The organism is Pseudomonas putida (genome assembly GCF_005080685.1).
GTDB classification, from domain to species: domain Bacteria; phylum Pseudomonadota; class Gammaproteobacteria; order Pseudomonadales; family Pseudomonadaceae; genus Aquipseudomonas; species Aquipseudomonas putida_V.
The window spans coordinates 3,817,431-3,842,496 of sequence record NZ_CP039371.1 but is presented as its reverse complement, the minus strand read 5'-3'; the positions used below and the strand labels follow the sequence as shown (position 1 = coordinate 3,842,496).

The 25,066-nt window shown below is 66.3% G+C and carries 20 protein-coding genes and 1 pseudogene; 15 read left to right on the top strand and 6 right to left on the bottom strand.

Annotated elements, in window-relative coordinates; all coding sequences use genetic code 11:
- Positions 1-16: 16 nt before the first annotated feature.
- The 5 genes from E6B08_RS17400 (at position 17) to E6B08_RS17380 (ending at position 4,585) form a co-directional block, all read left to right on the top strand.
- The gene (locus tag E6B08_RS17400; RefSeq protein WP_136915188.1) at positions 17-1,081 is read left to right on the top strand and encodes an acyl-CoA dehydrogenase family protein; all 1,065 of its coding nucleotides are present in this window, start codon (positions 17-19) and stop codon (positions 1,079-1,081) included.
- Entirely contained in the window at positions 1,078-1,899 is an 822-nt protein-coding gene (locus E6B08_RS17395; protein WP_136915187.1) for an ABC transporter ATP-binding protein, read from the top strand. Before E6B08_RS17400 ends, E6B08_RS17395 begins: the two co-directional genes overlap by 4 nt.
- Positions 1,886-3,091 (top strand): ABC transporter substrate-binding protein, encoded by a 1,206-nt coding sequence (locus E6B08_RS17390; protein WP_136915186.1) that lies wholly within the window; start codon positions 1,886-1,888, stop codon positions 3,089-3,091. Before E6B08_RS17395 ends, E6B08_RS17390 begins: the two co-directional genes overlap by 14 nt.
- Complete coding sequence (locus E6B08_RS17385; RefSeq protein WP_136915185.1) at positions 3,091-3,846, top strand: ABC transporter permease; 756 nt, start codon at positions 3,091-3,093, stop codon at positions 3,844-3,846. Before E6B08_RS17390 ends, E6B08_RS17385 begins: the two co-directional genes overlap by 1 nt.
- A 112-nt stretch (positions 3,847-3,958) precedes the next feature.
- Positions 3,959-4,585 (top strand): glutathione S-transferase family protein, encoded by a 627-nt coding sequence (locus E6B08_RS17380; RefSeq protein WP_136915184.1) that lies wholly within the window; start codon positions 3,959-3,961, stop codon positions 4,583-4,585.
- Between the two features lie 325 nt (positions 4,586-4,910).
- Here E6B08_RS17380 and sfnR read toward each other — a convergent pair whose 3' ends face one another.
- From sfnR to mrdA, 4 genes are all read right to left on the bottom strand, one after another.
- Positions 4,911-6,011: a sigma54-dependent transcriptional activator SfnR gene (gene sfnR, locus E6B08_RS17375; RefSeq protein ID WP_136915183.1), complete on the bottom strand. Its 1,101-nt coding sequence runs from the start codon at positions 6,009-6,011 to the stop codon at positions 4,911-4,913.
- 8 nt (positions 6,012-6,019) lie between these two features.
- Positions 6,020-7,207, bottom strand: a complete 1,188-nt coding sequence (locus tag E6B08_RS17370; RefSeq protein WP_136915182.1) for an acyl-CoA dehydrogenase family protein — start codon at positions 7,205-7,207, stop codon at positions 6,020-6,022.
- 9 nt (positions 7,208-7,216) lie between these two features.
- Entirely contained in the window at positions 7,217-7,777 is a 561-nt protein-coding gene (gene msuE / locus E6B08_RS17365; protein ID WP_136915181.1) for an FMN reductase, read from the bottom strand.
- Positions 7,778-8,531: 754 nt separating this feature from the next.
- On the bottom strand, positions 8,532-10,424 hold the full coding sequence (gene mrdA / locus E6B08_RS17360; RefSeq protein WP_136915180.1) for a penicillin-binding protein 2: 1,893 nt from the start codon (positions 10,422-10,424) through the stop codon (positions 8,532-8,534).
- Between the two features lie 384 nt (positions 10,425-10,808).
- Here mrdA and E6B08_RS17355 point away from each other — a divergent pair, with 384 nt between their 5' ends.
- Positions 10,809-13,667, top strand: coding sequence for an HD domain-containing phosphohydrolase (locus E6B08_RS17355; protein WP_136915179.1), 2,859 nt, complete (start codon positions 10,809-10,811; stop codon positions 13,665-13,667).
- A gap of 16 nt (positions 13,668-13,683) precedes the next feature.
- On the opposite strand, the gene E6B08_RS17350 is transcribed toward E6B08_RS17355, so the two are convergent.
- Complete coding sequence (locus E6B08_RS17350) at positions 13,684-14,880, bottom strand: acyl-CoA dehydrogenase family protein (protein ID WP_136915178.1); 1,197 nt, start codon at positions 14,878-14,880, stop codon at positions 13,684-13,686.
- Positions 14,877-16,036: pseudogene (locus E6B08_RS17345) on the bottom strand (acyl-CoA dehydrogenase family protein). The gene E6B08_RS17350 and the pseudogene E6B08_RS17345 overlap by 4 nt, the downstream one beginning before the upstream one ends.
- 222 nt (positions 16,037-16,258) lie before the next feature.
- Between E6B08_RS17345 and E6B08_RS17340 the strand changes: the two are divergent.
- The 9 genes from E6B08_RS17340 to E6B08_RS17300 are packed head-to-tail and all read left to right on the top strand — an operon-like array spanning position 16,259 to position 25,042.
- The gene (locus E6B08_RS17340) at positions 16,259-17,149 is read left to right on the top strand and encodes a VOC family protein (RefSeq protein ID WP_136915177.1); all 891 of its coding nucleotides are present in this window, start codon (positions 16,259-16,261) and stop codon (positions 17,147-17,149) included.
- A gap of 13 nt (positions 17,150-17,162) precedes the next feature.
- Complete coding sequence (locus E6B08_RS17335) at positions 17,163-18,038, top strand: CoA transferase subunit A (protein WP_136915176.1); 876 nt, start codon at positions 17,163-17,165, stop codon at positions 18,036-18,038.
- A gap of 11 nt (positions 18,039-18,049) precedes the next feature.
- The gene (locus E6B08_RS17330; RefSeq protein ID WP_136915175.1) at positions 18,050-18,847 is read left to right on the top strand and encodes a CoA-transferase subunit beta; all 798 of its coding nucleotides are present in this window, start codon (positions 18,050-18,052) and stop codon (positions 18,845-18,847) included.
- 10 nt (positions 18,848-18,857) lie between these two features.
- Complete coding sequence (locus E6B08_RS17325; RefSeq protein WP_136915174.1) at positions 18,858-19,775, top strand: enoyl-CoA hydratase; 918 nt, start codon at positions 18,858-18,860, stop codon at positions 19,773-19,775.
- Entirely contained in the window at positions 19,772-20,896 is a 1,125-nt protein-coding gene (locus tag E6B08_RS17320; protein ID WP_238349231.1) for an NAD(P)H-dependent flavin oxidoreductase, read from the top strand. The genes E6B08_RS17325 and E6B08_RS17320 overlap by 4 nt, the downstream gene beginning before the upstream one ends.
- On the top strand, positions 20,893-21,645 hold the full coding sequence (locus tag E6B08_RS17315; protein WP_136915173.1) for an enoyl-CoA hydratase family protein: 753 nt from the start codon (positions 20,893-20,895) through the stop codon (positions 21,643-21,645). The genes E6B08_RS17320 and E6B08_RS17315 overlap by 4 nt, the downstream gene beginning before the upstream one ends.
- 9 nt (positions 21,646-21,654) lie before the next feature.
- Positions 21,655-22,818 carry an acyl-CoA dehydrogenase family protein gene (locus tag E6B08_RS17310; RefSeq protein ID WP_136915172.1) on the top strand — a complete coding sequence of 388 codons (1,164 nt, stop codon included), beginning with the start codon at positions 21,655-21,657 and terminating at the stop codon, positions 22,816-22,818.
- A 10-nt stretch (positions 22,819-22,828) separates the two neighbouring features.
- Positions 22,829-23,887, top strand: coding sequence for an acyl-CoA dehydrogenase family protein (locus E6B08_RS17305; protein ID WP_136915171.1), 1,059 nt, complete (start codon positions 22,829-22,831; stop codon positions 23,885-23,887).
- 3 nt (positions 23,888-23,890) lie between these two features.
- The gene (locus E6B08_RS17300) at positions 23,891-25,042 is read left to right on the top strand and encodes an acetyl-CoA C-acetyltransferase (protein ID WP_136915170.1); all 1,152 of its coding nucleotides are present in this window, start codon (positions 23,891-23,893) and stop codon (positions 25,040-25,042) included.
- Positions 25,043-25,066: the final 24 nt, after the last annotated feature.

Below are 25,066 nucleotides of genomic sequence, written 5' to 3'. Positions count from 1 at the left end.
TCAAAGGAGTAGGGACATGCTTGATTCCGCATTTCGACAATGGCTGGATGCCAATGCCGAGGCAATCGACCAGGGCCAGTGCGACCCGCACCTGGTTCTGGCGCAGATCGCCGAGTCGCAGTTGCTGCGCGTCGGCGTCGATCCGGACCTGGGTGGCAGCGGCGGTGAAACGAGCGACGCGGTCGAGGCCATCGCCGCCATTGCCAGCCGCTCGATGGCCGCGGCATTCGTCTGCTGGGGCCAGCGGGCATTCATCGAATACCTGCTGCAAAGCCCAAATCAGGGGCTGCGCGAGCGCCTGTTGCCGTGCTTGCTGACGGGCGAACTGGCCGGTGCGACCGGCTTGTCCAATGCCATGAAGTTCCTGTCCGGCATCGAAGCGTTGCAGGTGCGTGGCAGGCCGTTGGCCCATGGCTGGGCGCTGGAAGGGCGCTTGCACTGGGTGACCAACCTGCGCAAGAGCGGCTTCGTGGTGGCCGCGGCCATCGAGGATGACGCCGGTGGCGCGCCCTTCGTGCTGGCGATTCCATCCACTGCCCAGGGCCTTGAACGTTCCGACGACCTGCAACTGATGGGCCTGCAATCGAGCAATACCGCCGCACTGGCCTTCTATCAGGTGGAATTGGCACGTGACTGGCTGCTGCACGAAAACGCCCGGGAATTCCTGCCCAAGGTGCGTCCGGCGTTTCTGGCCTTGCAGTGCGGCATGGCCATTGGCTTGGCCAGGCGCGCGCTGGAGGAAGTACGCCAACACCTCAATGGCCGCGCTTCGTTCCTCGAAGAGGCGCGCCAGGTGCTGCATGAGCGCCTGGAGAACACTGTCGGTGAACTCAAGCAGGGCCTGCGCGATGGCCGCTTCCAGAGCCAGCCGGCGGCGTTGTTCAAGCTGCGCATCACCCTCGCCGAAAGTGCCGCCGACGCGGTGCAGCTGGAATTGCAGGCCAGCGGTGGCAAAGCCTACCTCAACCAGTTCGGCGAAGGTTTCGCCCGCCGCTGGCGCGAGTCGGCCTTCGTGCCGATCGTCACGCCAAGCCTGGTGCAATTGCGCGCCGAGCTGCAGCGCCAGGCAGCCGTTGCATGAGTCAGCCGCTGCTCGAAGCCAATGGCATCAGCCTCGGCTACCCGCGCGAGGGCGGCTGGCAAGAGGTGCTGGCGCGGTTCGACCTGCAACTGGCACCAGGGGAAGTGGTGACCATCCTCGGCCCCAGCGGGGTCGGCAAGTCAAGCCTGCTGCGCGTGCTGGCCGGCTTGCAGGCACCGCGTGACGGCCGTGTGACGTTGCACGGCGAGCCATTGCAGGGGCCGCATCCACGCCTGGCGGTGGCCTTTCAGGACCCCAGCCTGTTGCCCTGGCTGAGCCTGGAAAAGAACGTCGCCTTCGGTCTCGACTTCGCCCGTCAGCCCAAGCTTGCCGCCGCCGAACGGCGCGCCCGCATCGACCATGCGATCGAAGCCGTGGGCCTGGCCCATGCGCGTCACCAGTACCCGGCGCAGCTGTCCGGCGGCATGGCCCAGCGCACCGCGCTGGCCCGCTGCCTGGCGCGCCAGCCTGAGGTGTTGTTGCTCGACGAGCCGTTCGGCGCGCTGGACGAAGTCACCCGCGCCGACATGCAGCAATTGCTGCTGCAGCTGATCGCCACCCACAACACGGCGGCGGTGCTGATCACCCATGACATCGACGAAGCCCTGCTGCTCTCCGACCGCGTCCTGCTACTGGGCAACCACCCGGCGCATGTGCTCGGGCAATGGCCCATCGACCTGCCGCAGCCGCGAGCGCAGCGGGTCGAGGAACTGGGCGCGCTGCGTATCGACATCCTGAAAACCCTACGGCGGGCGAGCCGCACAGCCGACCCTTCACCTTCCCCGTTGCCTTCGGAGCCTGTCCATGTGCATGGATGACTGCTGTTCCTCTTCTTCGCGTCGCGACTTCCTCAAACTCAGCGCCATGCTCACCGCCGCTGGTGCCGTGCCGCTGCTGGCGAGCCTGCAGGCGCGCGCTGCCGCCGAACCGGACGCGCCGGTGCGCATCGGCTACCTGCCGATCACCGACGCGACGCCGTTGCTGGTGGCGCACAACAATGGCCTGTTCGAGGCCGAGGGCATCAAGGCCGAGCGCCCGGTGCTGCTGCGCAGCTGGGCACAGGTGATCGAGGCGTTCATCTCCGGGCAGGTCAACGTCATCCATTTGCTGTCGCCGATGACCGTCTGGGCTCGCTACGGCAGCAAAGTGCCGGCCAAGGTGGTGGCCTGGAACCACGTCGGCGGTTCGGGCCTGACCGTGGCGCCGGACATCACTGATCTCAAGCAGTTGGGTGGCAAGACCGTGGCCATCCCGTTCTGGTACTCGATCCACAACGTGGTGCTGCAGCAAATGCTCAACGACAACGGCTTGACCCCAGTGTCCAGGCCGGCCAACGCGCAGCTGGCGGCCAACGAGGTCAACCTGCTGGTGTTGCCGCCTTCGGACATGCCGCCGGCCCTGGCCAGCAAGCGCATCGCCGGCTACATCGTCGCCGAGCCGTTCAACGCCTTGGCCGAGAACCTCAAGGTCGGCCGCGTGCAGCGCTTTACCGGCGACGTCTGGCGCAACCATGCCTGCTGCGTGGTGTTCATGCACGAGCACGACCTGAACAACCGCCCGCAATGGTCGCAGAAGGTGGTCAACGCCATCGTCAAGGCCCAGCAGTGGACCCGCGACCACCGCGCCGAGGCCGCCGCGTTGCTGTCCAAGGCCGGCCCCAACAAATACACCCCGCACGAGCCCGCAGTGCTGACCAAGGTCCTGGCGCCTGCCGCCGAAGACCGGGCCGGCTATATCGCCAGCGGCGCCATCAAGCACCAGCAATGGGACGAGAAGCGCATCGACTTCCAGCCGTATCCGTTCCCCAGCTACACCGAGGAGCTGGTCAAGCGCCTGAAGAACACCCTGATCGAGGGTGACAAGGCATTCCTCGCCGATCTCGACCCAGCGCACACGGCCCGCGACCTGGTCGACGACCGCTTCGTGCGCAATGCCATCGCCTCGGTCGGAGGGCCCTCGGTGTTCGGTATCGCCGACAACTTCGAGCGTAGCGAGGAGTTCGCGGTCTGATGCGCAAGCATGTCGTACACGCAGGCCTCGGTCTGGCCGGCCTGCTGGGGTTGTTGCTGTTGTGGTGGGCCGGGGTGCGGGTGTTCGGTGAGGCCGATGGCCTGTCGGCACGTTTCGCACCCCAGGCGACCCTGGCCAGCCTGGTGGAGTTACTGGGACAGGGCGAGGTCTACGGGCACATCTGGGTGAGCCTCAAGCGCATTCTGGTCGGCCTGCTGCTGGCATTGTTGATCGGCGTGCCGCTGGGCTTGCTGGTCGGCAGCTACCGGCACCTGGAGGCAGCCACCACGCCGGCGTTCCAGTTCCTGCGGATGATCTCGCCGCTGTCGTGGATGCCGGTGGTGGTGATGCTGATGGGCGTGGGCGACCAGCCGATCTACTTCCTGCTGGCGTTCGCTGCGCTGTGGCCGATTCTGCTCAATACTGCAGCCGGGGTGCGTCAACTCGACCCACGCTGGTTGCAACTGAGCCGCAGCCTCAGCGCCACGCGCTGGGAAACCCTGTGCAAGGTGATCGTCCCCGGCGTCATCGGCCATGTGCTGACTGGCGTGCGCCTGGCCATCGGTATCCTGTGGATCGTGCTGGTGCCATGCGAGATGCTCGGTGTCAGCGCCGGGCTGGGCTATTTCATCCTCGATACCCGCGACCGCCTGGCCTACTCGGAACTGATGGCCATGGTGCTGCTGATCGGTGTGCTGGGCTTCGTGCTCGATGCCCTGGCGCGCGGGTTGCATCGGCGCTGGGTACACGCTTGAGCCATTGACCGTATCGTGCCGGGCGTGCTCTGCTCAATCGTCGGTTCGCCGGCGATTGGGAACGTGACGCGTCCCGCCCACCACGATCATTCAATGGAAACCGAAGGTCCCCATGTCCGACTACACGCTGCATTGCTTCGCCGAATCCGGCAACGCCTACAAGGTCGCACTGATGCTCGAACTCACCGGCCAGGCCTGGCAGCCGGTGTTCGTCGACTTCTTCCATGGCCAGACCCGCGACCCGAACTGGCGCGATCAGGTCAATGAGCAGGGTGAGGTACCGGTACTGGAACATGCCGGGCAGACGCTCACCCAGTCGGCCCTGATTCTCGACTACCTCGCCGAACTCACGGGCCAGTTTGGCCCGCGTAACGCCGAGGAAAAGCGCGAGATCTGGCGCTGGATGCTGTTCGACAACCACAAGTTCACCAGCTACTACGCAGCCCTGCGATTCCTCCTGTGCCTGAAGAAAACCGGGGAGACCGACGTCACCGGGTTCCTGCGTGAGCGCGCCACGGCCGCCTACCGCATCGTCGATGCGCACCTGGCCAACGAGCCGTTCATGGTCGGTGGCCGGCTGACCATCGCCGACCTGTCCTTGGCAGGGTACGTGTTCATGCCGGAAGACACCGGCATCGCGTTGGCCGAGTTCACCCATATCGAAGCCTGGAAAAAGCGAATTCAGGCGGTGCCGGGGTGGAAGCATCCCTACGACCTGATGCCTCGTGCGGCGTCGTGACGGTTCGACTCGCCCAGTCGGTCCGGAAAAACGGTGCAGAGCTTGCCCGCGAAGCCGACAACGTGGTGGATGGCACGGGCTTGGCCCGTGTTCGCGGGGCGAGCCCGCTCTCATAGAACAAAACATAACTCATTGATTTAGCGGGGATCTGTGGGAGCGGGCTTGTCCCGCGAACACCGGCGAAGCCGGTGCCATCCACCGCGTCGCCCCATTCGCGGGACAAGTCGGGGCGCCGAACCGCCGCTCCCACACGAGTCGCGCTAGATTCTGGAGATTGAGCAAGACAGTTGCATACCTGGGTTCCTGATCGGTTACCCCTGGCCAATCAGATCGACAGGCGCACCACGCGGTTGTCCAGCGGCGCCTGTTCCTGCGCCCGGCGTTTGTTCACCACCAGCTCACCGATGGCGATCAGCCGGGTCCGCGTGACATTGCGCGAAAGCCCCAGCAACTGCGCGGTATGCACCTGGTTGTAATGGCAGAAATGATAGGCCGAGCGCAGGAGCGCGTTTTCGACCTTCTCGTACAAGTCCCCAGGCTGTTCTTCGTACAACCGGCTGAAGGCCTGTTGCAGCAAGTCGTCCACCGCATTACCGGCAGGCGCTTCGTCCTGGCGTTCCAGGCGCAGGTGGGACAGACGCAGGTCCTGAGCCTGGATCACCCCGTCGCCACAGGTCAGCAGGCTGTGATGGATGACGTTCTCCAGCTCGCGAATGTTGCCCGGCCAGGCGTACTCGACCAGCTTGGCCTGGGCCGGGCCGCTCAATTCCACCGGGCCGTAACCCAGGCGCTCGCTGTAGCTGCGAATGAAGTGCCGGGCCAGCGGCAGGATATCGCCGGGGCGCTCGCGCAGCGGGTGCAATTGCAAGGTCACGACGTTCAGGCGGTAATACAGGTCCTCGCGGAAATGCCCGGCGTTGATGGCCTTTTCCAGCTGAACGTTGGTGGCTGCCAGCACGCGTACGTTGATCGGGATGCTCTTGCGTGAACCCAGGCGCACCACCTCGCGTTCCTGCAGCACGCGCAGCAGCTTGACCTGGATCGGCAGTGGCAGGTCACCGATTTCGTCGAGGAACAACGTGCCGCCGTTGGCTTCCTCGAACCAGCCGGCCTTGGCCGCCAGGGCGCCGGTGAAGGCGCCTTTTTCATGGCCGAACAGCTCGGCCTCGACCAGCGACTCGGAGAACGCGCCGCAGTTGACCGCGACGAAGGGCCCGTTGCGCCGGCCGCTGAGGTTGTGGATGTGACGCGCGACCAGCTCCTTGCCCGTGCCGGTTTCGCCGATGATCAGGACGCTGGCCTCACTGGGGGCGACCTGTTGCAAGTGGGCGAGCAGCGCCTGCGATCTGGGGTCTTCGAAGACCTGTGCGGTCGCCCTGATCGAGGTAGCCAGTGTCGGTGACGGGGGGAGGGTCAGCAGTTGCATGGAAAGCCTCAGGAATAGAAGGACGGGGCCGGACGCGTGCCGCTCAGTGCCCACTCGCCGAGCTCGTGGATGCGGTAGTCCACTGGATCGTGCAGGGTCTGCGTGCGCAGGTTGCGCCAGTGCCGGTCGAAGCGCAGCGAGGCATGGGTGGCGCGGGCGCCGGTCACCTCGAACAGGCGATTGCAGATGTCCAGGCCGTGGCGGGTTGCCGCGACCTTGGCGGTGCCGATGGCCAGTGCCAGGTCGCCGCGTTCCTCGGCGCTCAGGGTGTGTTCCTTGGCCCATGCAGCATCGAGTTGGTGCGCGGCACGCTCGATCAACAGGCGCACGCTTTCCAGCCCCACCCAGAACTCGCCGTAGTGACGCAGGACGTAGGGGTCCTGCTCGGGCGTCTGCGCGCCAGAGCGGTACCATGGCCGGCTTTCCTTCAGGGTGTACTGGCGGGCCTCGTTGAAGGCGCCCTCGGCAATCCCGAGGAACAGGTTGCTGAAATGCAACTGGGCGATCAGCGGACGCAGTGCGGCGAACGGCGTGCTCAAGGGACCTGGGTCGAGCAGCAGCTCGTTGTGCTCGACCCGCACCCGCTCGAAGGTGGCGCTGCCACTGTCGGTCTGGCGCTGGCCGATGTTGTTCCAGTCGCTGTGCAGGGTGATGCCGGTGCGCCCGCTGGGGATTGCGGCGATCAGCAGCTTGCCGCCAGCGCGTTCATCCACCGCCGAGGCGATCAGCATCTCCGAGTCGCTGGCGCCGGAGCAGAAGCTCTTCTTGCCCGAGAACTCGCACCAGCCGTCGAAGTGCTTGACCAGCGTGCGGGTATCCAGCGGGTTCAGGGCGTTGCCCCAGAACCAGTGCTTGCGCGCGGTCTGCTCGAACCACGGCTGCCATTGGTCGGGCCTTGCGAACAGGCGCACGGTCGCCAGCATCAGGTGGTGAAAGCCGAACACGTGGGCCAACGAACTGTCGACCCGGGCGAATTCGCGCACCACTTCGAAGGTGTCGGACCAGCTGGCGCCCTGGCCGCCGAACGCCTGGGGAATGACCAGCGACAGCAGGCCGCTGTCGCGCAGCGCATCGCGTTCGGCCTTCGGCGTGCCACCGCGCTCGTCGCGTTCGACGGCGGTCTGCGCGAACTGCGCGGCCAGCTCCTGGGCGATGCTCAAGGCAGGACGGCGGGCGGCAATTACAGGTGCATTCATGGCCGCTCCTCAGGCGATCTTGCGCAGCGCGTGGTGGGCGCCGAACAGTGGTACCGCGCGCTCGGCGGCCAGGCGGATGCGGGCAGCGAGGGCTTCGCTGGAAATCTGGTAATCGGCAAGCTCCGCCTGGCTTGCGAACACGCCGATCGGCAGGGTCAGGGCTTGCAGGAAACTGAACAGCGGACGCAGCTGGTGGTCGAGCACCAGCGCATGGCGTTCGCTGCCACCGGTAGCGGCCAGCAGCACCGGGGTGTCGACCAGGGCGTCCTGGCCGATCAGGTCGAACAGATGCTTGAAGTGGCCGGTGAAGCTGCCGCGGTAGACCGGAGTGGCGACCACCAGCAGGTCGGCTTTTTCCACCAGGCGCAGTTGGTGCTCGACCGGGTCGGGCAGCTCGCTACGCCACAGGGCGGCGCCGAGTGGGCGGGCGATGTCGCCCAGTTCGATCAAGTGCGGGCGAATGTTCAGGTGTTGGGCCAATTCGGCGAGAATCGCCTCGGTCAGGGCCAGGGTGCGGGAAGGGCGACCAGTGCCGCCGGACAGGGCGACGACGTTCAATGGGGTGCTCATGGGCAGGTCTCCGGGTCTTCATCGAGTAAGGGGACTTTGCTTGAGCAATCGTCGTGCCGTGTTTTAATTCTTTTGTAGATCAACAGGTTGCGCTGGTTGATGCGCGACTGGTGTTGCTTGGTGGGCGCTGATTGTTGATCAGGTGTTGCGCTGCGAACAGTTGGCCAGGTGTTGGCGGCTGTACAGTTGGGGAAGTTATAGAGGATTTGAGGGTGTTTAAAAAAGAATAAGAAAGAATATTATTATGCGATTTTGGTTTTAGGTTGTGTGGTGGGGCTGGGAGCGTGCGCTGGAGATTTGCAGTGCCGCACAAATCGAGCGCCGCCCGCGCGGCGCATCGCGACGCAAGGCCGCTCCCACATCTGTTTCGGGCCAATTATGTCTGGTAGGCCATGGTTGTCAGCCTAGCGGGCCCGGCGCGATATGTGTGTTGGCGCTGGGTGGCACCCCGCTATTGCGTGGTGCCACCCAAGGCGAACAACCATGGCCTGACAGACAGTGGCACGTTGCAACAAATGTGGGAGCGGCCTTGCGTCGCGATGCGCCGCGCGGGCGGCGCTCGATTTGCGCGGCGCCACAACTCTTCAGCGTACGCTTCGCGGGCGGCGCTCGATTTGCGCGGCGCCACAACTCTTCAGCGCACACTTCGCGGGCGGCGCTCGATTTGCGCGGCGCCACAACTCTTCAGCGCACGCTTCGCCGGCGGCGCTCGATATCGGCGCCACTACACACCCCAAGCGCACACCAGCCCCCCCTACGAATGCGGCCCCGGCTTCGCCGGCGCCACCCCCGCATACTCCGGCTTCAGATGCCCCTGCTCATCCAGCAGATACGCATCCATCACCTCGCGCACCACCGGCCCGGCCACCCGGCCCCCGGCCTCACCGTTCTCGATCATCACCGCCACCACCACGCTGGGGTGGTCGGCCGGGGCGAAACCGACGAACAAGGCGTTGTCGCGGTGCCGTTCGAGGGTCTTGTTGCGGTTGTAGCGTTCGCCCTGCTTGATTGCCACCACCTGCGCCGTGCCGCTCTTGCCGGCGATGCGGTACTGCGCGCCAGCCGCGGCGGCGCGGGCGATGCCGCGCGGGTCGTGCATGACCATTTGCATGCCTTGGCTGACTTGGTCCCAGGCGTGCTTGTCGTGCAGCACAATGTCCGGCATTGGGTTGGAGTCGGTTGGCGTCTCGCCACCCACGGTCATCGCCAGATGCGGGCGATGCCACACCCCCTTGCTCGCCAGCAGGCTGGTGGCCTGGGCCAGTTGCAACGGCGTGACCTGCATGTAGCCCTGGCCAATGCCAAGGATCAGGGTCTCGCCCGGGAACCAGGCCTGGCGGCGCGTTGCACGCTTCCACTGGGCCGATGGCATCAGCCCAGAGGCCTCCTCGAACATGTCCAGCGAGACCTTCTGGCCAAGGCCGAATTCGGCCATGTAGTCGTGCAGGCGGTCGATGCCCAGCTTGTGCGCCAGGTCGTAGAAGTAGGTGTCGTTGGAGCGCATGATGGCGGTGTACATGTCTACCCAGCCATCGCCACTGCGGTTCCAGTTGCGGTACTTGTGGTCGTAGTTGGGCAGCTCGTAGTAACCCGGGTCGAACACCCGGCTGCCCGGGGTGATCACCCCACTGTCGAGGCCGGCGATGGCCACTTCCGGCTTGACCGTCGAGCCCGGCGCATAGAGCCCGCGCAGCACGCGGTTGAACAGCGGCCGATCGATCGAGTCGCGCAGCGCGGCGTACTGCTTGAAGCTGATGCCCTTGACGAACAGGTTGGGGTCGAAGCTCGGGTTGCTGACCATCGCCAATACATCGCCGTTGGCCGGGTCCAGCACCACCACTGCGCCACGGCGCTGGCCCAGGGCTTTCTCGGCGGCCACCTGCAGGTGGCTGTCCAGGCTCAGGACGATGTCCTTGCCGGGTATCGGGTCCTGGTGGTTGAGCACGCGCATCACCCGGCCCTGGGCATTGGTCTCGACCTCCTCGTAGCCGACATGGCCGTGCAGCTGGCTTTCGTAGAAGTGCTCGATGCCGGTCTTGCCAATCGACTGGGTGCCGCGGTATTCGGTGCTGTCGAGGGTCTTGGCTTCCTTCTCGTTGATGCGCCCGACATAACCCACCGAGTGGGCGAAATGCTCGGCCAACGGGTACTCGCGAATGAACTGCGGCTCCACGTCGAGGCCCGGGAGGCGGAACTGGTTGACCGCCACCAGGGCGATCTGTTCTTCGCTCAGGCCCACCATCAGGGTCACCGGCTCGAACGGCTTGCGCCCGCGGCGCAGATCCTTGTCGAACTGCTTGCGGTCATCCTCGCCAAGGCCCAGCACCTGGGTCAGGGTGTCGAGCACCTTGGCCGAGTCGCCAGCGCGCTCGCGAGTCATGGTGAGGTCGAAGCTGGGCTTGTTGTCGGCCAGTACCACGCCGTTGCGGTCGTAGATCAGGCCGCGCTCGGGAGCGATGGGCAGCACATGCACGCGGTTGTTTTCCGACACCGCGGTCTGCTGGTCGTGCTGCACGACTTGCAGCACGTAGAGGCGGCTGACCAGGACGGCGACCAGGCTGAAGACCAGGGCCGCGCAGGCCAGCAGGCGGCGGTTGACCAGGTGCTTCTCTTTCTCGTGGTCCTTGAGGGGGATCGGTTGCGGCATGGGAACTCTGTGGGCTAGCGGCGGGGCACAGGCGCCGCCCAGCGATCGGGCCAGGCAACGGCGCTGCTCAACCATTGGGCCGCGCAGCGGCGCTGGGGCCGGGGATGCTACGCAACCCAGGGGCTCCCCTCAAGACGAGCCACTGTCCGGTAGCGACCCAGGCGGCGTCGATCACCCGTCATCAGGGCGCTCACCGCCAATATGAAGATTTGTTCATACGCCCCTTGCAGTGCCTGCCCCGGCACTCGGCCGCGGCTTGGCATCGGCCTGGTGTGGCGCGCACGGTTGCGATCCCTGCGCTACCGTGTAGGGGCGCAGGCGGCGCTAGAGCGCTAGATTGCACTGTGCCACTATTGCGCATTCGCGGAGCAGGAGCCGGCAGCCATGAACAACCCTGGGCGGGGCGTGTCCCTGCAATATGTGGTGGCGCTGGCCATTATGCTCGGCATCCTGCTGCTGGGCGCGGGCCTCGCCTGGCAAGGCTACCAGGGCATGCGCCAGGCGTTGGTGGCTGCTGCCGGCGACGCTGCCCATCAGGTCGCCAAGACCATCGACGAACGTGCCCGCAGGTTGATCGAGCCTGCGCAAAGCAGCTTGCGCATGCTTGCCTTCACGCCGACCCCCGCCAGCCTGGAGCAGCGCCTGGAGCGCTTGCCGCAGTTGGTCGAGAGCCTTGGTGTCAACTCGATGGTCAGCTCGGCCTATGTCGGCTCTAGCAACGGCGAATTCCTCCTCGTCCGCCGGCTTCGCGACCCCCAGCTGATGCAACGTTTTGCTGCGCCTGCGGGCACCGAGTACCTGGTGCAAAGCATGAGCCGTGGCGAGAACGGCGAGATGCAAGGCGAGTGGCGTTTCTACGACCAGAACGTGCACCTGCTGCAAGCGCAGGCCAAGCCCGACTACCACTACGATCCGCGTCCACGGCCCTGGTTCGTCTCGGCGTCTACCCGTGCCAGCACGGTGCTGACCCGGCCGTATGTGTTCTACACCACTCGCGAAGTGGGCCTGACCCTGGCCCAACGCAGCGTCGATGGCGCATCGGTGATTGGCATGGATGTCTCGGTCAACGACTTGGCGCTGGAGAGCCGCGACCTGCGCATGACCACGGGGACCGAAATCGTCGTGATCGATGAGCGCGGCCAGGTCGTGGCGTATCCGGACCTTGAGCGCATGATCGTGCGCGACGGCGAGGCGGTGCGCCTGTCGAGTATCGGCGAGCTGGGCATACCGAGCCTTGCACGGATCCATGCGGACATGCCCGAGAGCAAGCAGCCGCAGTTGTACGAGGTCGAGGGCGTACTCTGGTACGGGATGCGCGTGCCGTTGATGAGCCTGGCCGGGCATAACCTGGAAGTGTTGCTCGCTATCCCGGCCCGCGAACTGCTGGCCGGGGCGCGCAACGTATTGTTCGAGCAGTTGTTGTGGACCGCTGCATTGATGGCCGTGCTGCTGTTGCTCGGTGGCTGGCTCGGCAAGCGCGTCGGCCTGCCGCTGCGCACGTTGGCCCGGCAGGTGCGCGGCCTTGCGGGTTTCGACTTCAGTCGCGAAGTGGGGGTCACCTCGCGGGTTACCGAGGTGCGCGAATTGAGCCAGGTGCTCAGCCGCATGTCGGGGACGATCCGCAGCATGCAGCAGATCACCCTGACCCTGAGCCGTGAAAGCCAGTTGGAGCGGATGCTCGACGGCGTTCTCACACACTTGGTGGAGGCCGCCGGGGTCAAGGCCGGGGCGGTGTACCTGCTGGATGTCGATGGCGCTCGGCTGCGCCTGGCCGCTTCGTGTGGCGTGGAGGGTTACCCGGATGAACTTGCGGTGGACACGAAGCAGCAGGGCGACCTCGCCGCTGCCGTGACCCAGGCCCTGCATTTGCGAGGCTCGAGCCTGTCGGTGGTGCTCAACGACCGTGACCAGGCGCTGCTGGGCGTACTCGTGCTGCAACTCGAGCAGTCCCCCGCCAACGACGAGGTGAGCGAGCCGTTCCGGCGTTTCGTCCACGAGTTGTCCGGCGCCGCTGCCGTCGCCATCGAGACCCGCCAACTGGTCGAGGCCCAACAACGCCTGCTCGATGCGATGATCAAGCTGCTCGCTGACGCCATCGATGCCAAGAGTCCCTACACCGGCGGCCACTGCGAGCGCGTGCCGCAACTGGCGGAGATGCTCCTGGATCAGGCGGTGAGCGCCAACGCCGGCCCGTACGCAGGTTTCACCATGAACGAGGAGGAGCGCTACGAGTTCCGCGTGGCGGCCTGGCTGCACGACTGCGGCAAGGTCACCAGCCCCGAATACGTGGTCGACAAGGCGACCAAGCTCGAAACGCTGTACAACCGCATTCACGAAATCCGCACGCGTTTCGAGGTGCTCTGGCGCGATGCCGAGCTGGCCTACTGGCAGGGCCTGACCGCGGGTGCCCAGCCCGAGGTGTTGCAGCAGGCGCTGGACCAGGCTCGAGCCGAGCTGCAGGACGATTTCGCTTTCGTCGCCAAGGCCAACATCGGCGGTGAATTCATGCAGGAAGCGGACATCGAGCGCTTGCAGCGCATTGGCCAACGTCGCTGGCAGCGGCACTTCGACAACCGCCTTGGGCTTTCCCGTGACGAGGAGGAGCGTTTCGCCGGCGTGCCGCCCACGCCATTACCTACCGAGGAGACGCTGCTGGCCGACCGTCCCGAGCATCACGTGCCCTGGGGCGTACGCAAACCTGCGGTGGACAAGCACGATCCGCGCAACGTCTGGGGCTTCGACATGCGCCTGCCCGCCGATGCCAGCAACTATGGCGAGCTGTACAACCTGTCGATCCGCCGCGGAACGCTGACCGACGAAGAGCGCTTCAAGATCAACGAGCACATCGTGCAGACCATCATCATGCTCGAATCGCTGCCGTTCCCTCGCCAGCTCCGGCGGGTGCCGGCGATTGCCGGCCACCATCACGAGAAAATGGACGGCACCGGCTACCCGCGGCGATTGGGGCGTGAGGATCTGAGCATTCCCGAGCGGGTCATGGCCATCGCCGACATCTTCGAGGCGCTCACAGCCGCCGACCGGCCCTACAAACCACCGAAGACCTTGTCCGAGTCGGTGAAGATCCTGGTGTCCATGGCCCGCGACAACCACATCGACGGCCAACTGCTGCGGTTGTTCCTCAGCACCGGGGTATACCGCGAGTATGGCGAGCGCTTCCTGCGGCCCGAGCAGATCGACGAGGTGGACGTGGACTACTGGCTGGCGCAGGTGCCCGCCACCTGACGATCTTGCATCAACCTCATCGGGATCGCACCTTGACCTCCCGTGGCATCCCCAGCGCCCGTTCGGCAATCACATTGCGCTGGATCTCGTTGCTTCCGCCATAGATCGTGTCGGCCCGGGTGAACAGGAACAGCGACTGCAATCGGCTCAATCCATAGGGCGCGCCGTCGAGCACCTCGGCAGCATCGCCGAGCACGTCCATGGCCAGCTTGCCCAGTTCGACGTGCCAGTTGGACCAGGCCAGCTTGTAGATCATCGCCTCGCGGCCAAGGCTGCCATCCTGCGGCCCGGAGAGCATGCGCAGGGAGTTGTAGCGCAGCACCTTGAGCCCCGACCAGGCCTGGGCCAGGCGTTGCCGCAACAGTGGGTCGCGGGCGGCGCCGTTGGCGCGGGCGATGCGCATCACTTCCTCCAGCTCGTTGTGAAATTGCATCTGCTGGCCCAGCGTCGACACGCCGCGCTCGAAACCGAGCAGGGCCATGGCGATCTTCCAGCCTTCGCCGGGCTGCCCGACCATGTTGTCTCGCGAGGTCGCGGCCTGGTCGAAGAACACCTCGTTGAACTCGCAGGTGCCGGTCAGTTGCTGGATGGGGTGCACGCGGATGGTCGCCTGGTCCATCGGCACCAGCAGGAACGACAGGCCCTGGTGGCCGCTGCTGCCAGGCTCGGTGCGGGCCAGCACGAAGCACCAGTCGGCCTCGTGGGCCAGCGAGGTCCAGACCTTCTGGCCACTGATCAGCCAGCGTTCACCGCTGGCGTCCAGACGCGCACGGGTCTGGACATTGGCCAGGTCCGAGCCTGCGCCGGGTTCGGAGTAGCCCTGGCACCAGTACGCCTCGCCCTTGAGGATGCCCGGCAGCAGCCGCTGGCGTTGCTCGGGCGTGCCGAAGGCGGCGAGGGTGGGGCCGACCAGCCCTTCGCCGATGTGGCCCATGCGCCCGGGGCCGCCGGCCCGTGCGTACTCCTCGTGAAAGATCACCTGTTGGCTGATGCTCAATCCGCGCCCGCCGTCCTCGGCTTTCCAGCCCACGCCCACCCAACCACCGGCGGCCAGTTCGCGTTCCCAGGCCTTGCGTTCGCTGGGGAAGCTGTGTTCGTCGCCAGGGCCGCCACGAAAGCGCAGCGCCGCGAATCGACCTTGCAGGTGCGTGGCCAGCCAGTGGGCGATTTCTTCGCGGAAGGCTTCATCCGCCTCGCTGAATCCGATTTTCATGCGCGTTCTCCCAACAATTCGGTGGCCAGGCATTCACGGTGCCACGCCGGATTGCCGAGCAATTGCTCGCTGGCTCGGGCGCGCTTGAAGTACAGGTGCGGGTCGTATTCCCAGGTGAAACCGACACCGCCGTGCAACTGGATCGATTCGGCCGCGCAGTGGAAGAACGCTTCGCTGGCGTGGGCCTTGGCGGTGGCTGCGGCTGCCAGCAATTGCCCGCGCACCGCTGGGTCGCCGTCCTCGGCCAGGTATTCGCGGGCCACACAGGCGGCGTACCACACCGCCGAGCGGGCGCACTCGACCTGCAGCATCATGTCGGCGCAGCGGTGCTTGATGGCCTGGAAGCTGGCCACCGGCCGCCCGAACTGGTGGCGCTCGGCGGTATATGCCAGGGTAAGGTCCAAGGCTTGCTGGGCCCCGCCGAGCTGTTCGGCGGCCAGGCCGATGGCGGCAATGCGCAGTGTTGCCTGGAGCAAAGGCCAGGCCTGGTCGGTGCTGCACAACAGCTGCGCCTCGCCGACTTCGACCTGGTTCAGCTCGATGCGCGCCAGGCGGCGGGTCTGGTCGAGGGTAGGCAATGCATGGCGTACCAGGCCAGGCGTGTCGGCAGGCACGGCGAACAGGCTGATGCCGTGCGCGCCGACGCTACCAGGGCGACGCGCGGCGATCAGCAGCAGGTCGGCCTGGGCACCGTCGACCACCTGGGCGAGGCAGCCGTCGAGGCAGTAACCGGTGCCGTGAGGACGCAGTTCGACCTGCAGTTGCGTGGCCTCCAGCGGGCAGGCGAGGGTGGCGTGTAGCTGGCCGGCGGCGATGGCCGGCAACCAGTGGGCCTGCAGCGCCTGGTTATCGGCCAGCAGCAGGGCGGGGGTGGCCAGGCAAGTGGTGGCGAACAGCGGCGAGCCGAGCAGAAAACGTCCACATTGCTCCAGCAGCACGGCCAGTTCGACGAAGCCCAGGCCCATGCCGCCGTGGGCTTCGGGCACCATCAGCGCGGGCCAGTACAGCTCCTGGCCGATACGTCGGCACAGCTCGGGTCGTAGTCGGCTGCCCGGCTCATGCCTGCGCGTACCGCGTGCGAATCGCAGGCCTGGGCGAGAAAACGCTCGGCACTGTCGCGGATCATCAACTGTTCCTCGGTGAAAGCGAACTCCATAGGGGCATCTCTAGGCTGGTGGGACCGCTGCACGGCCCCAGGATTCGAATGGACAACACCTCGAATCTAGGGCCGGGCCGCCACCTGCGAATCATTGAAACGGACTAGGCCCGCAACCCGCCCCGCCCCGCATTGCGCTTAGTCTCAACGGACGATGAGCGCAGCGCTGGCGCTTTGCACAATGTTCCCCAAGGCAACCCTTGAGCCTGGAGGAACATGGGCATGATCGACATTCGTGGTTTGAGCTACTTCGTCTCGCAGATCGAGAACCTCGGCCAGTGGCAACGCTACGCCGAGGATGTACTCGGCATGCAGGTGCAGGCGGCACCCGGCGGCGGCCTGTACGTGAAGATGGACGAGCGCCCTTACCGCATGCTGGTGGTCGAGGGTGATTCGCCGCGCTATCTGGCCAGTGGCTGGGAACTGCCCAGTGAGCAGGCCTTCGAGCAGGCCCTGCAGCATCTGGAGCGCTGTGGCGTGGCCTGGCAGGTCGGCAGCAGCGAAGCCGTCGAGCAACGCGGCGTGCAGGCGCTGGTGACGCTGACCGATCCCTCCGGCAATGCCCACGAGCTGAGCTGGGGCCATCGCTCCGACTGTCAGCCATTCGTCTCGCCGCAAGGAGTGCCGCGCTTCGTCACTGGCGACATGGGCCTTGGTCACACCGTGCTGCCGGCGCCGAACTTCGACGCCACCCTGGCGTTCGCCAAGGACGTGCTCGGCTTCGGTCTGTCGGACATCTTCAATTTCCGCCCCGACCCCTCGGCGCCGCCGGTGCGTATCCACTTCCTGCACTGTGCCAATGCCCGCCACCACAGCCTGGCGCTGGCCGAATATCCGGTGCCGTCGGGCTGCGTGCACGTGATGGTCGAGGTCGACTCGATGACCGAGGTCGGCCGCGCCCACGACCGCCTGCAGGCAAACGGCGGGCAACTGTCGGCCACCCTCGGCCAGCACCTGAACGACCGCATGACCAGTTTCTACATGAAGACACCGTCCGGCTTCGACCTGGAGTACGGCCACGGCGGGTTGCAGGTCGACTGGACCGAGCACTCGGCCTTCGAGTTCACCCGCGTCAGCATCTGGGGCCACGACTTCTCGGTCGGTCGCCAGTAAGGAGCAGTTGAGCATGAACAAGCAAATGACCACCGCCGACGCCGTCGCTCAGTTGCGCGACGGCATGACCATCGGCTTCGGCGGCTGGGGCCCGCGGCGCAAGCCGATGGCCATAGTCCGCGAGATTCTGCGTTCGCCGGTCAAGGACCTCACCGTGGTCGCCTACGGCGGCCCGGAGGTGGGCATGCTGTGCGCGGCGGGCAAGGTGCGCAAGCTGGTGTTCGGCTTCGTCACCCTCGATGCCATCCCGCTCGAGCCTTATTACCGCAAAGCCCGCGAAGCCGGTGAACTGGAGCTGATGGAACTCGACGAAGGCATGTTCCAGTGGGGCCTGCGCGCCGCCGGCATGCGCCTGCCGTTCCTGCCCACCCGCTGCGGCCTGGCCACCGACGTGACGCGGCTCAATCCGGCGCTGAAGACCGTTCGCTCGCCCTACGACGACGGCGAGGTGCTGTTGGCCATGCCGGCGTTGGAGCTGGATGTGGCGTTTGTTCACGTCAATGTCGCCGACCGCCTGGGTAACTGCCTGGTCACCGGCCCCGATCCGTATTTCGACCACCTGTTCGCCCGCGCCGCCAAGCAGTGCTTCGTTTCCTGCGAACGCCTGGAGGAGCGCCTGCAACTGGACGCCGAGCAGGCCCGCGGCAACACCTTCGAGCGCTACCTGGTGACCGGTGTGGTGCATGCGCCGCTTGGTGCCCACCCCACCTCCTGTCCGTCGGACTACGGCTGGGACCTTGCGCATCTCAAGGACTACGTCGCCAGCGCCCAGGAAGAAGGCGGCTGGCAGCGCTACGTCGAGGCCTGCGTGGCCGGCGGCGAGCAGGCCTATCAAGCGCACAACGGCGGTGCCGCGCGCATGGGCGCCTTGCCCCTACCTGTGTTCTGAGGAGTCCAAGCATGACTGCCACCTGTGAATTCACCCTTGCCGAACTGCTCATCGTCGCCGCTGCCGAAGCCTGGCGCGGCAATGGCGAGGTCATCGCCTCGGGGCTGGGCGTGATCCCGCGACTGGGCGCGAGCCTCGCCAAGCTGACCCATAGTCCGGAACTGCTGATGACCGACAGCGAGGCGTTTCTGGTCGAGGAACCTTTGCCGCTGGGCCCACGTGGCGAGCATGTGCCGCGCTACAGCGGCTACCTGTCGTTCGAGCGGGTGTTCGAGTGCGTCTGGGGCGGGCGTCGCCACGCCATGATCGGGCCAACCCAGGTCGACCGCTGGGGGCAGACCAACCTGTCTTGCGTCGGCGACTACCACAAACCCCGCACGGCCATGCTCGGCGTGAGGGGGTTGCCCGGCAACAGCATCAACCACATCAACTCGTTCTTCGTGCCCAATCACAGTACGCGCGTCTTCGTCAGTGGCGAGGTGGACATGGTCTCGGGTGTCGGCTTCAAGGCCGAGCGCTGGCCTGAAGGCGCGCGTCGCGATCTGATGGACATCCGCCAGGTGGTCACCGACCTGTGCACCCTGGACTTCGACGGACCCGGCCGCGCCGTGCAGGTGCGCACCCTGCACCCCGGCGTGAGCTTCGACGAGGTGCAGGACAAGACCGGCTTCCCGCTGCTCAAGTCGGCGCAGCTGCGCGAAACCCAGCACCCCACCGCCGAGCAGCTGGCGCTCATCCAGCGCCTCGACCCCCATGGCTTGCGCGCCAGCGCGATCAAGGGCAACCCGCCTGGCATCCGCACTGCCTGAGGACTCCGACATGCACAGCAGCGACAGCCAATTCGTCAGCCGCCAAGACACGGCCGAGTACGAGACCGACAGCCCGGTGCTCTATGCCGTGGCCGATGGGATCGCCACCCTCAGCCTCAACCGCCCGGCGTTCAACAACGCGCAGAACTCGCAGATGACCTACGCCCTGGACGCAGCCCTGCGCCAGGCGGTGGACGACGACAGCGTCAAGGTCATCGTGCTGCGTGGCGAGGGCCGGCATTTTTCCGCAGGCCACGATATCGGCACCCCCGGGCGCGACATCAACAAACCGTTCGAGCGTGCGCACCTGTGGTGGGACCACACCAACAAGCCCGGTGGCGAGCAATTGTATGCCCGTGAACAGGAAGTCTACCTGGGCATGTGCCGGCGCTGGCGCGAGCTGCCCAAACCGACCATCGCCATGGTCCACGGCGCCTGCGTGGCCGGCGGGCTGATGCTGGCATGGGTGTGCGACCTGATCGTCGCCAGCGACGATGCGTTCTTCCAGGACCCAGTGGTGCGCATGGGCATTCCCGGGGTCGAGTATTTCGCCCATCCCTTTGAGCTGAACCCGCGCATCGCCAAGGAGTTTCTGTTCTGCGGCGAGCGCATGAGCGCCGAGCGTGCCTACCAGATGGGCATGGTCAACCGCGTGGTGCCGCGTGAGCAGTTGCAGCAGGCAACCTATGACCTGGCTGCCAGCATCGCTCGCCAGCCGCGCATGGGCCTGGCCCTGACCAAGCAGGCGATCAATCACGTCGAGGACTTGCAGGGCAAGCGCACGGCCATGGATGCCGCGTTCGCCTGGCACCACTTCGCCCATGCCCACAACGAGCTGCTGTCGGGCGACAAACTCGGTGGTTTCGACGCCAAGGGCATGGCCCAGGCCAACAAGCAGGCGCTGCAGGGCGAAGGGGGCAAGCGGTGAGCCGCTGGATGAACACCGCGCTGACCGAGGCCCTGGGCTGCCGTTATCCGGTGGTGCAAACGGCCATGGGCTGGGTATCCGATGCCAACCTGGTGATCGCCACGACCCAGGCTGGCGGTTTCGGCTTCCTGGCCGGCGCGACGATTGCCGCGCCGGCGCTGGAAGGCGAGATCCGCAAGGTGATCGAGGCCACCGGCGCCAGCAACTTCGGCCTCAACTTCCACATGTTCCAGGACAACGCGGCGCAGTGCGTCGACCTGGCCATCCGCTATCGCTTGCGTGCGGTCAGCTATGGCCGCGGGCCGGATGCCCAGACCATCGCCCGCTTCAAGGCGGTCGGGGTGCTGTGCATACCCACCGTAGGCGCCCTCAAGCATGCGCTCAAGGCCCAGGAGCTGGGCGCCGACCTGATCACCTTGCAGGCGGGCGAGGGCGGAGGCCATACCGGCGGCGTACCTGGCTCGATCTTGCTGCCGCAGGTGCTGGCGGCGGTGCGCGTACCGGTGATCGCCGCGGGCGGCCACTCCACCGGGCGTGGCCTGGCCTCGGTGTTGGCGGCCGGCGCCAGTGGCATCGCGATGGGCACGCGGTTCTTGATGACCCGTGAATCGCCGACGCCAGCCACAACCCTGGCGCGCTATCTAAAGGTGAGCGACCCGCAACAGGTGCGGGTGACCACGGCGGTGGATGGCATGCGCCACCGCATGATCGAAAACCGCTTCATCAATCGCCTCGAACAGGCCGGGTCGTTCGGCCGCCTGCGCATCGCCCTGGTCAGCGCCTGGCAATGGAAACAGCAGACCGGCATGAGCCTGGGGCACATGGGCAGGGTGTTTCTGCGCGCCCTGCGTGAAGACCCGGCAGCGCTGTCCCAGGTGGTCATGGCCGCCAACCAGCCAGTGCTGTTGCAGCGTTCGATGGTCGACGGCGAGCCGGACGCCGGCATCCTGCCCAGCGGCCAGGTGGCGGCGGCGATCGACGAGCTGCTCAGCTGCCGCGAGGTCATCGAAGCCATCGTCACCGAGGCCGACCAATGCCTGAACACGTTGCTGGCGCGCTGCCCGGCCGAGCCTTCGGCAACTCCAAACGACAGACTTGCCCTCAGCGGAGAACGCTCATGAACCCGGCTTTCACTATCCAGATCGACCAGGGCATCGCCGAACTGGTGATCGACAAACCTCCGGTCAACGCCCTCGACAGCCAGCAATGGCGTGCCCTGGCCGTGCAGATCAGTGACCTTGGGGCTAACCCCGAGGTCCGCGTCATCGTCATTCGCGCCGAAGGGCGCGGCTTCTGTGCCGGCGTCGACATCAAGGAACTGGACGCCCACCCCGAGCGTATCGTCGAGGTCAACGCCGGCAACTACGAGACCTTCAAGGCCGTGCACCGCAACCCGGTGCCGGTGATCGTCGCCGTGCATGGCTTCGTGCTCGGTGGTGGCATCGGCATCACCGGTGCCGCCGACATCGTCGTGGCCGCCGAGTGCGCACGTTTTGCCCTGCCGGAAGTGGACCGTGGCGCCATGGGTGGCGGCGCGCACCTGCAGCGACTGTTCCCCGTGCAGAAGGTGCGCTACCTGTTCTTCACCGGCGACAGCATCGGTGCCCGGGAGGCCCAGGCCTATGGCTTCATCGAGCGCGTGGTGGCCAAGGAGCACCTGCGCGAAACGGCGCTGGAAATCGCCGCCCGCATCGCCGCCAAGAGCCCGACCATGATCCGCATCGCCAAGGAGGCGCTGAACGGCATCGAGGACGGCAACCTGGAAGACAAGTACCGCTGGGAGCAGGGCTTCACCCTGCAGGCCTACACCAGCCCCGACTCGGCCCAGACCCGTCGGGCGTTCGTCGAAAAACGCGAAGCCAAGTTCTGAGGGAACGCCATGCAACTGACCTATACCCCCAAACAGCAGGCATTTCGCGCCGAGGTGCGGGCCTGGCTCGCCGACAACCTGCCACGCGAGCCGCTGGCCAGCTACGACACGCGCGAAGGCTTCGAGCAGCACCGCGCCTGGGAGGCGACGTTGTTCGAGAGCCGCTGGTCGATGGTGATGTGGCCGGCCGAGCTGGGCGGGCGCGGCTGCGACCTGATCGAGTGGCTGATCTTCGAGGAAGAATACTACGGCGCCGGGGCGCCAATGCGCGTCAACCAGAACGGCCAGTTGCTGCTCGGCCCGACCCTGATGGAATTCGGCACTGCCGAGCAGAAGCGCCGCTTCCTGCCGCGCATGGCGGCCAGCCTGGACATGTGGGCGCAAGGCTGGTCGGAGCCCAATGCCGGCTCCGACATGGCGGCGATCACCAGCAAGGCGCTGCTCGACGGTGACCACTATGTGCTCAATGGCCAGAAGACCTGGTCGACCCGGGCGATTTTCGCCGACTGGCTGTTCGGCCTGTTCCGCAGCGAGCCCGGCTCCAGCCGCCACCATGGCCTGTCGTTCCTGATGGTGCCGCTCGATGCGCCTGGGGTGAGCATTCGCCCGATCAAGGCGCTCAACGGCAAGGATGCGTTCGCCGAGGTGTTCTTCGACGACGTGCGCGTGCCGGTGGCCAACCGCATCGGTGCCGAGGGCCAGGGCTGGCATGTGGCAATGGCCACCGCCGGTTTCGAGCGCGGGTTGCTGCTGCGCTCGCCGGCGCGCTTCCAGTACACCGCACGCAAGCTGGTCGAGTTGTTCAAGGCAAGCCCCGACAGCGCCGCTCGCGACCCTGGGCTGATGGACGCGGTCAGCGACTGCTGGATGGGCGCCGAGGCCTATGCCCTGGCGGCCTACCACACGGTCGGGCGCCTGGCCCGGGGCGAGCAGATCGGCGCTGAGTCGAGCATCAACAAGATCATCTGGTCGGAACTCGACCTGAAGATGCACGAAACCGCCATGCGCCTGCTGGGGGCGCGTGGCGAGCTGCTGGCCAGCGCGCCGGCTGCCGTGAAGTCGGCCAGTTGGCTGGAAGGCTTCCTGTTCGCCCAGGCCGGGCCGATCTACGCCGGCACCAACGAGATCCAGCGCAACATCATTGCCGAGCGCATGCTCGGCCTGCCCAAGTAAGGACCAGGCCATGGACTTCACCTTTACCGATGACCAGCTGTCGTTTCGCGAAGCCATCAGCCGTTTCCTGATGACCGAAGCAGCCCCGGAGATGCTCCGGGACATCTGGGAAACCGATGCCGGACGCTCGCCGGACCTGCGCAACCGCATCGCCGCCCAGGGCCTGACGGCGCTGTCGGTGCCCGAAGCCGAAGGCGGGCTGGGCATGGACGACGTCGCCTGGGCACTGATGACCCAGGAACTGGGCTACTACGGCATCCCCGATTCACTGGCCGACACCGCCTATGTGGCCGCCGGGCTGCTGGCCAGCCTCGACCCCGGCCACCCGGCGCGGGCTGAACTGCTGCCACGAATCGCCGAGGGCAGCCTGCGCCTGGCGATCAGCCATGGCATCAACCCGCTGGTCAGCGATGCGCAACTGGCCGAAGTGCTGATTCTGCCTGCCGCTGACGACCTGCACCTGGTGCCGCGCGCGGCGGTGGACGTGCAGGCCAACCCGAGCATCGACGCCTCGCGGCGCCTGGGCCTGGTGAGTTGGAACCCGTCGCCGCAAACCTTGCTGGCCGCGGGCGAGCAAGGTCGTCGCCTGCAGGCACGGATGCTCGACCGGGGCGCGTTGTCGGTGGCCGGGCAGTTGCTCGGCCTGGCCCAGCGCATGCTCGACCTGTCGGTGGACTACGTGGCCCAGCGCAAGCAGTTCGGCCGGCCAATCGGCAGCTTCCAGGCGGTCAAGCATCACCTGGCCGACGTGGCCCGTCAGATCGAGCAGGCCAAGCCGGTGTTGTACCGCGCCGCCCACGGCCTGGCACGGGATGCGGCGAATGCCTCGGTGTGGGTCTCGCAGGCTCGCCTGGCCTGCTGCGAGGCGAGCTGGCTGGCAGCGCGCCAGGGTATCCAGGTGCATGGCGCGATGGGGTACACCTGGGAAGTCGACCTGCAGATGTTCATGAAGCGGGCCTGGGCGCTGGACGCCTCCTGGGGCGACCGCGGTTTCCACAAGTCCCGTGTCGGCGCTTACCTGTTCGCCGACGACGCCCGGCTTGGGCCGGGTCATACCTTCGAGGAGTAGCACATGGCAGAGGCTTATATCGTCGACGCGCTGCGCAGCCCCACCGGCAAGCGCAAAGGCGCGCTGGCCGAGGTCCACGCCATCGACCTGGGCGCGCACGTGCTCAAGTCGCTGGTGACACGCAACGCGATTCCTGCCGAGGATTACGACGACGTGATCTTCGGTTGCGTCGACACCATCGGCGCCCAGGCCGGCGACATTGCCCGTACCAGCTGGCTGGCCGCCGGATTGCCGCTTTCAGTGCCCGGCACCACGGTCGATCGTCAGTGTGGTTCGTCGCAGCAGGCGCTGCATTTTGCCGCCCAGGCGGTAATGAGCGGCACCCAGGACGTGGTCGCCGTTGGTGGCGTGCAGACCATGACCCGCATTCCGATTTCATCGGCGATGCTGGCCGGGCAAGCCCTGGGCTTCGCCGACCCATTCAGCGGTAGCGAGGGTTGGCGTGCGCGTTTCGGCACGCAGCCGGTCAACCAGTTCTATGCCGCCCAGCGCATTGCCGATCATTGGCAGATCAGCCGCGAGCAGATGGAGGTGTTCGCCCTGGAAAGCCACCGGCGAGCCCTGGCCGCTAGCGCCAGTGGACGCTTTGCTCGCGAGATCGTTGGCTGCCAGGGGCTGCTCGAAGACGAGACTCCGCGCCAGACCAGCCTGGCGAAAATGGCCGAGCTGCAAGCGGTCGATCCACAGTTCCCGTCGATCACCGCTGCGGTTTCCAGCCAGACCTGCGACGCCTCGGCGGCGCTGCTGGTGGTCTCGGAAGCTGCGCTCAAGCGCTACGACCTGACGCCCCGAGCGCGCATCCATCACCTGACGGTGCTCGGCGACGACCCGATCTGGCATCTCACCGCACCTATCGCCGCCACCCGCCGGGCCTTGCAGCGCACGGGCCTGCGCATGGCCGACATCGACCGGGTGGAAATCAACGAAGCGTTCGCCTCGGTGGTCATGGCCTGGAGCAAGGAACTCGACTACGACCCGGCGCGTACCAACGTCAACGGTGGCGCCATCGCCCTTGGCCATCCGCTGGGTGCGACCGGCGCCCGGCTGACCACCACGCTGCTCAACGAGCTGGAGTGCAGCGGTGGTCGCTATGGCTTGCAGACCATGTGCGAAGGCGGTGGCCAGGCCAACGTGACGATCATCGAGCGGCTGTGAACTGCGCATTTCATTTCAAGCAAG

Excerpts from the sequence above, each read along its gene's own strand:
- E6B08_RS17400 (WP_136915188.1), top strand. The coding sequence starts at position 17 with ATGCTTGATTCCGCATTTCGACAATGGCTGGATGCCAATGCCGAGGCA.
- E6B08_RS17395 (WP_136915187.1), top strand. The coding sequence starts at position 1,078 with ATGAGTCAGCCGCTGCTCGAAGCCAATGGCATCAGCCTCGGCTACCCG.
- E6B08_RS17390 (WP_136915186.1), top strand. The coding sequence starts at position 1,886 with ATGTGCATGGATGACTGCTGTTCCTCTTCTTCGCGTCGCGACTTCCTC.
- E6B08_RS17385 (WP_136915185.1), top strand. The coding sequence starts at position 3,091 with ATGCGCAAGCATGTCGTACACGCAGGCCTCGGTCTGGCCGGCCTGCTG.
- E6B08_RS17380 (WP_136915184.1), top strand. The coding sequence starts at position 3,959 with ATGTCCGACTACACGCTGCATTGCTTCGCCGAATCCGGCAACGCCTAC.
- sfnR (WP_136915183.1), bottom strand. The coding sequence starts at position 6,011 with ATGCAACTGCTGACCCTCCCCCCGTCACCGACACTGGCTACCTCGATC.
- E6B08_RS17370 (WP_136915182.1), bottom strand. The coding sequence starts at position 7,207 with ATGAATGCACCTGTAATTGCCGCCCGCCGTCCTGCCTTGAGCATCGCC.
- msuE (WP_136915181.1), bottom strand. The coding sequence starts at position 7,777 with ATGAGCACCCCATTGAACGTCGTCGCCCTGTCCGGCGGCACTGGTCGC.
- mrdA (WP_136915180.1), bottom strand. The coding sequence starts at position 10,424 with ATGCCGCAACCGATCCCCCTCAAGGACCACGAGAAAGAGAAGCACCTG.
- E6B08_RS17355 (WP_136915179.1), top strand. The coding sequence starts at position 10,809 with ATGAACAACCCTGGGCGGGGCGTGTCCCTGCAATATGTGGTGGCGCTG.
- E6B08_RS17350 (WP_136915178.1), bottom strand. The coding sequence starts at position 14,880 with ATGAAAATCGGATTCAGCGAGGCGGATGAAGCCTTCCGCGAAGAAATC.
- E6B08_RS17340 (WP_136915177.1), top strand. The coding sequence starts at position 16,259 with ATGATCGACATTCGTGGTTTGAGCTACTTCGTCTCGCAGATCGAGAAC.
- E6B08_RS17335 (WP_136915176.1), top strand. The coding sequence starts at position 17,163 with ATGAACAAGCAAATGACCACCGCCGACGCCGTCGCTCAGTTGCGCGAC.
- E6B08_RS17330 (WP_136915175.1), top strand. The coding sequence starts at position 18,050 with ATGACTGCCACCTGTGAATTCACCCTTGCCGAACTGCTCATCGTCGCC.
- E6B08_RS17325 (WP_136915174.1), top strand. The coding sequence starts at position 18,858 with ATGCACAGCAGCGACAGCCAATTCGTCAGCCGCCAAGACACGGCCGAG.
- E6B08_RS17315 (WP_136915173.1), top strand. The coding sequence starts at position 20,893 with ATGAACCCGGCTTTCACTATCCAGATCGACCAGGGCATCGCCGAACTG.
- E6B08_RS17310 (WP_136915172.1), top strand. The coding sequence starts at position 21,655 with ATGCAACTGACCTATACCCCCAAACAGCAGGCATTTCGCGCCGAGGTG.
- E6B08_RS17305 (WP_136915171.1), top strand. The coding sequence starts at position 22,829 with ATGGACTTCACCTTTACCGATGACCAGCTGTCGTTTCGCGAAGCCATC.
- E6B08_RS17300 (WP_136915170.1), top strand. The coding sequence starts at position 23,891 with ATGGCAGAGGCTTATATCGTCGACGCGCTGCGCAGCCCCACCGGCAAG.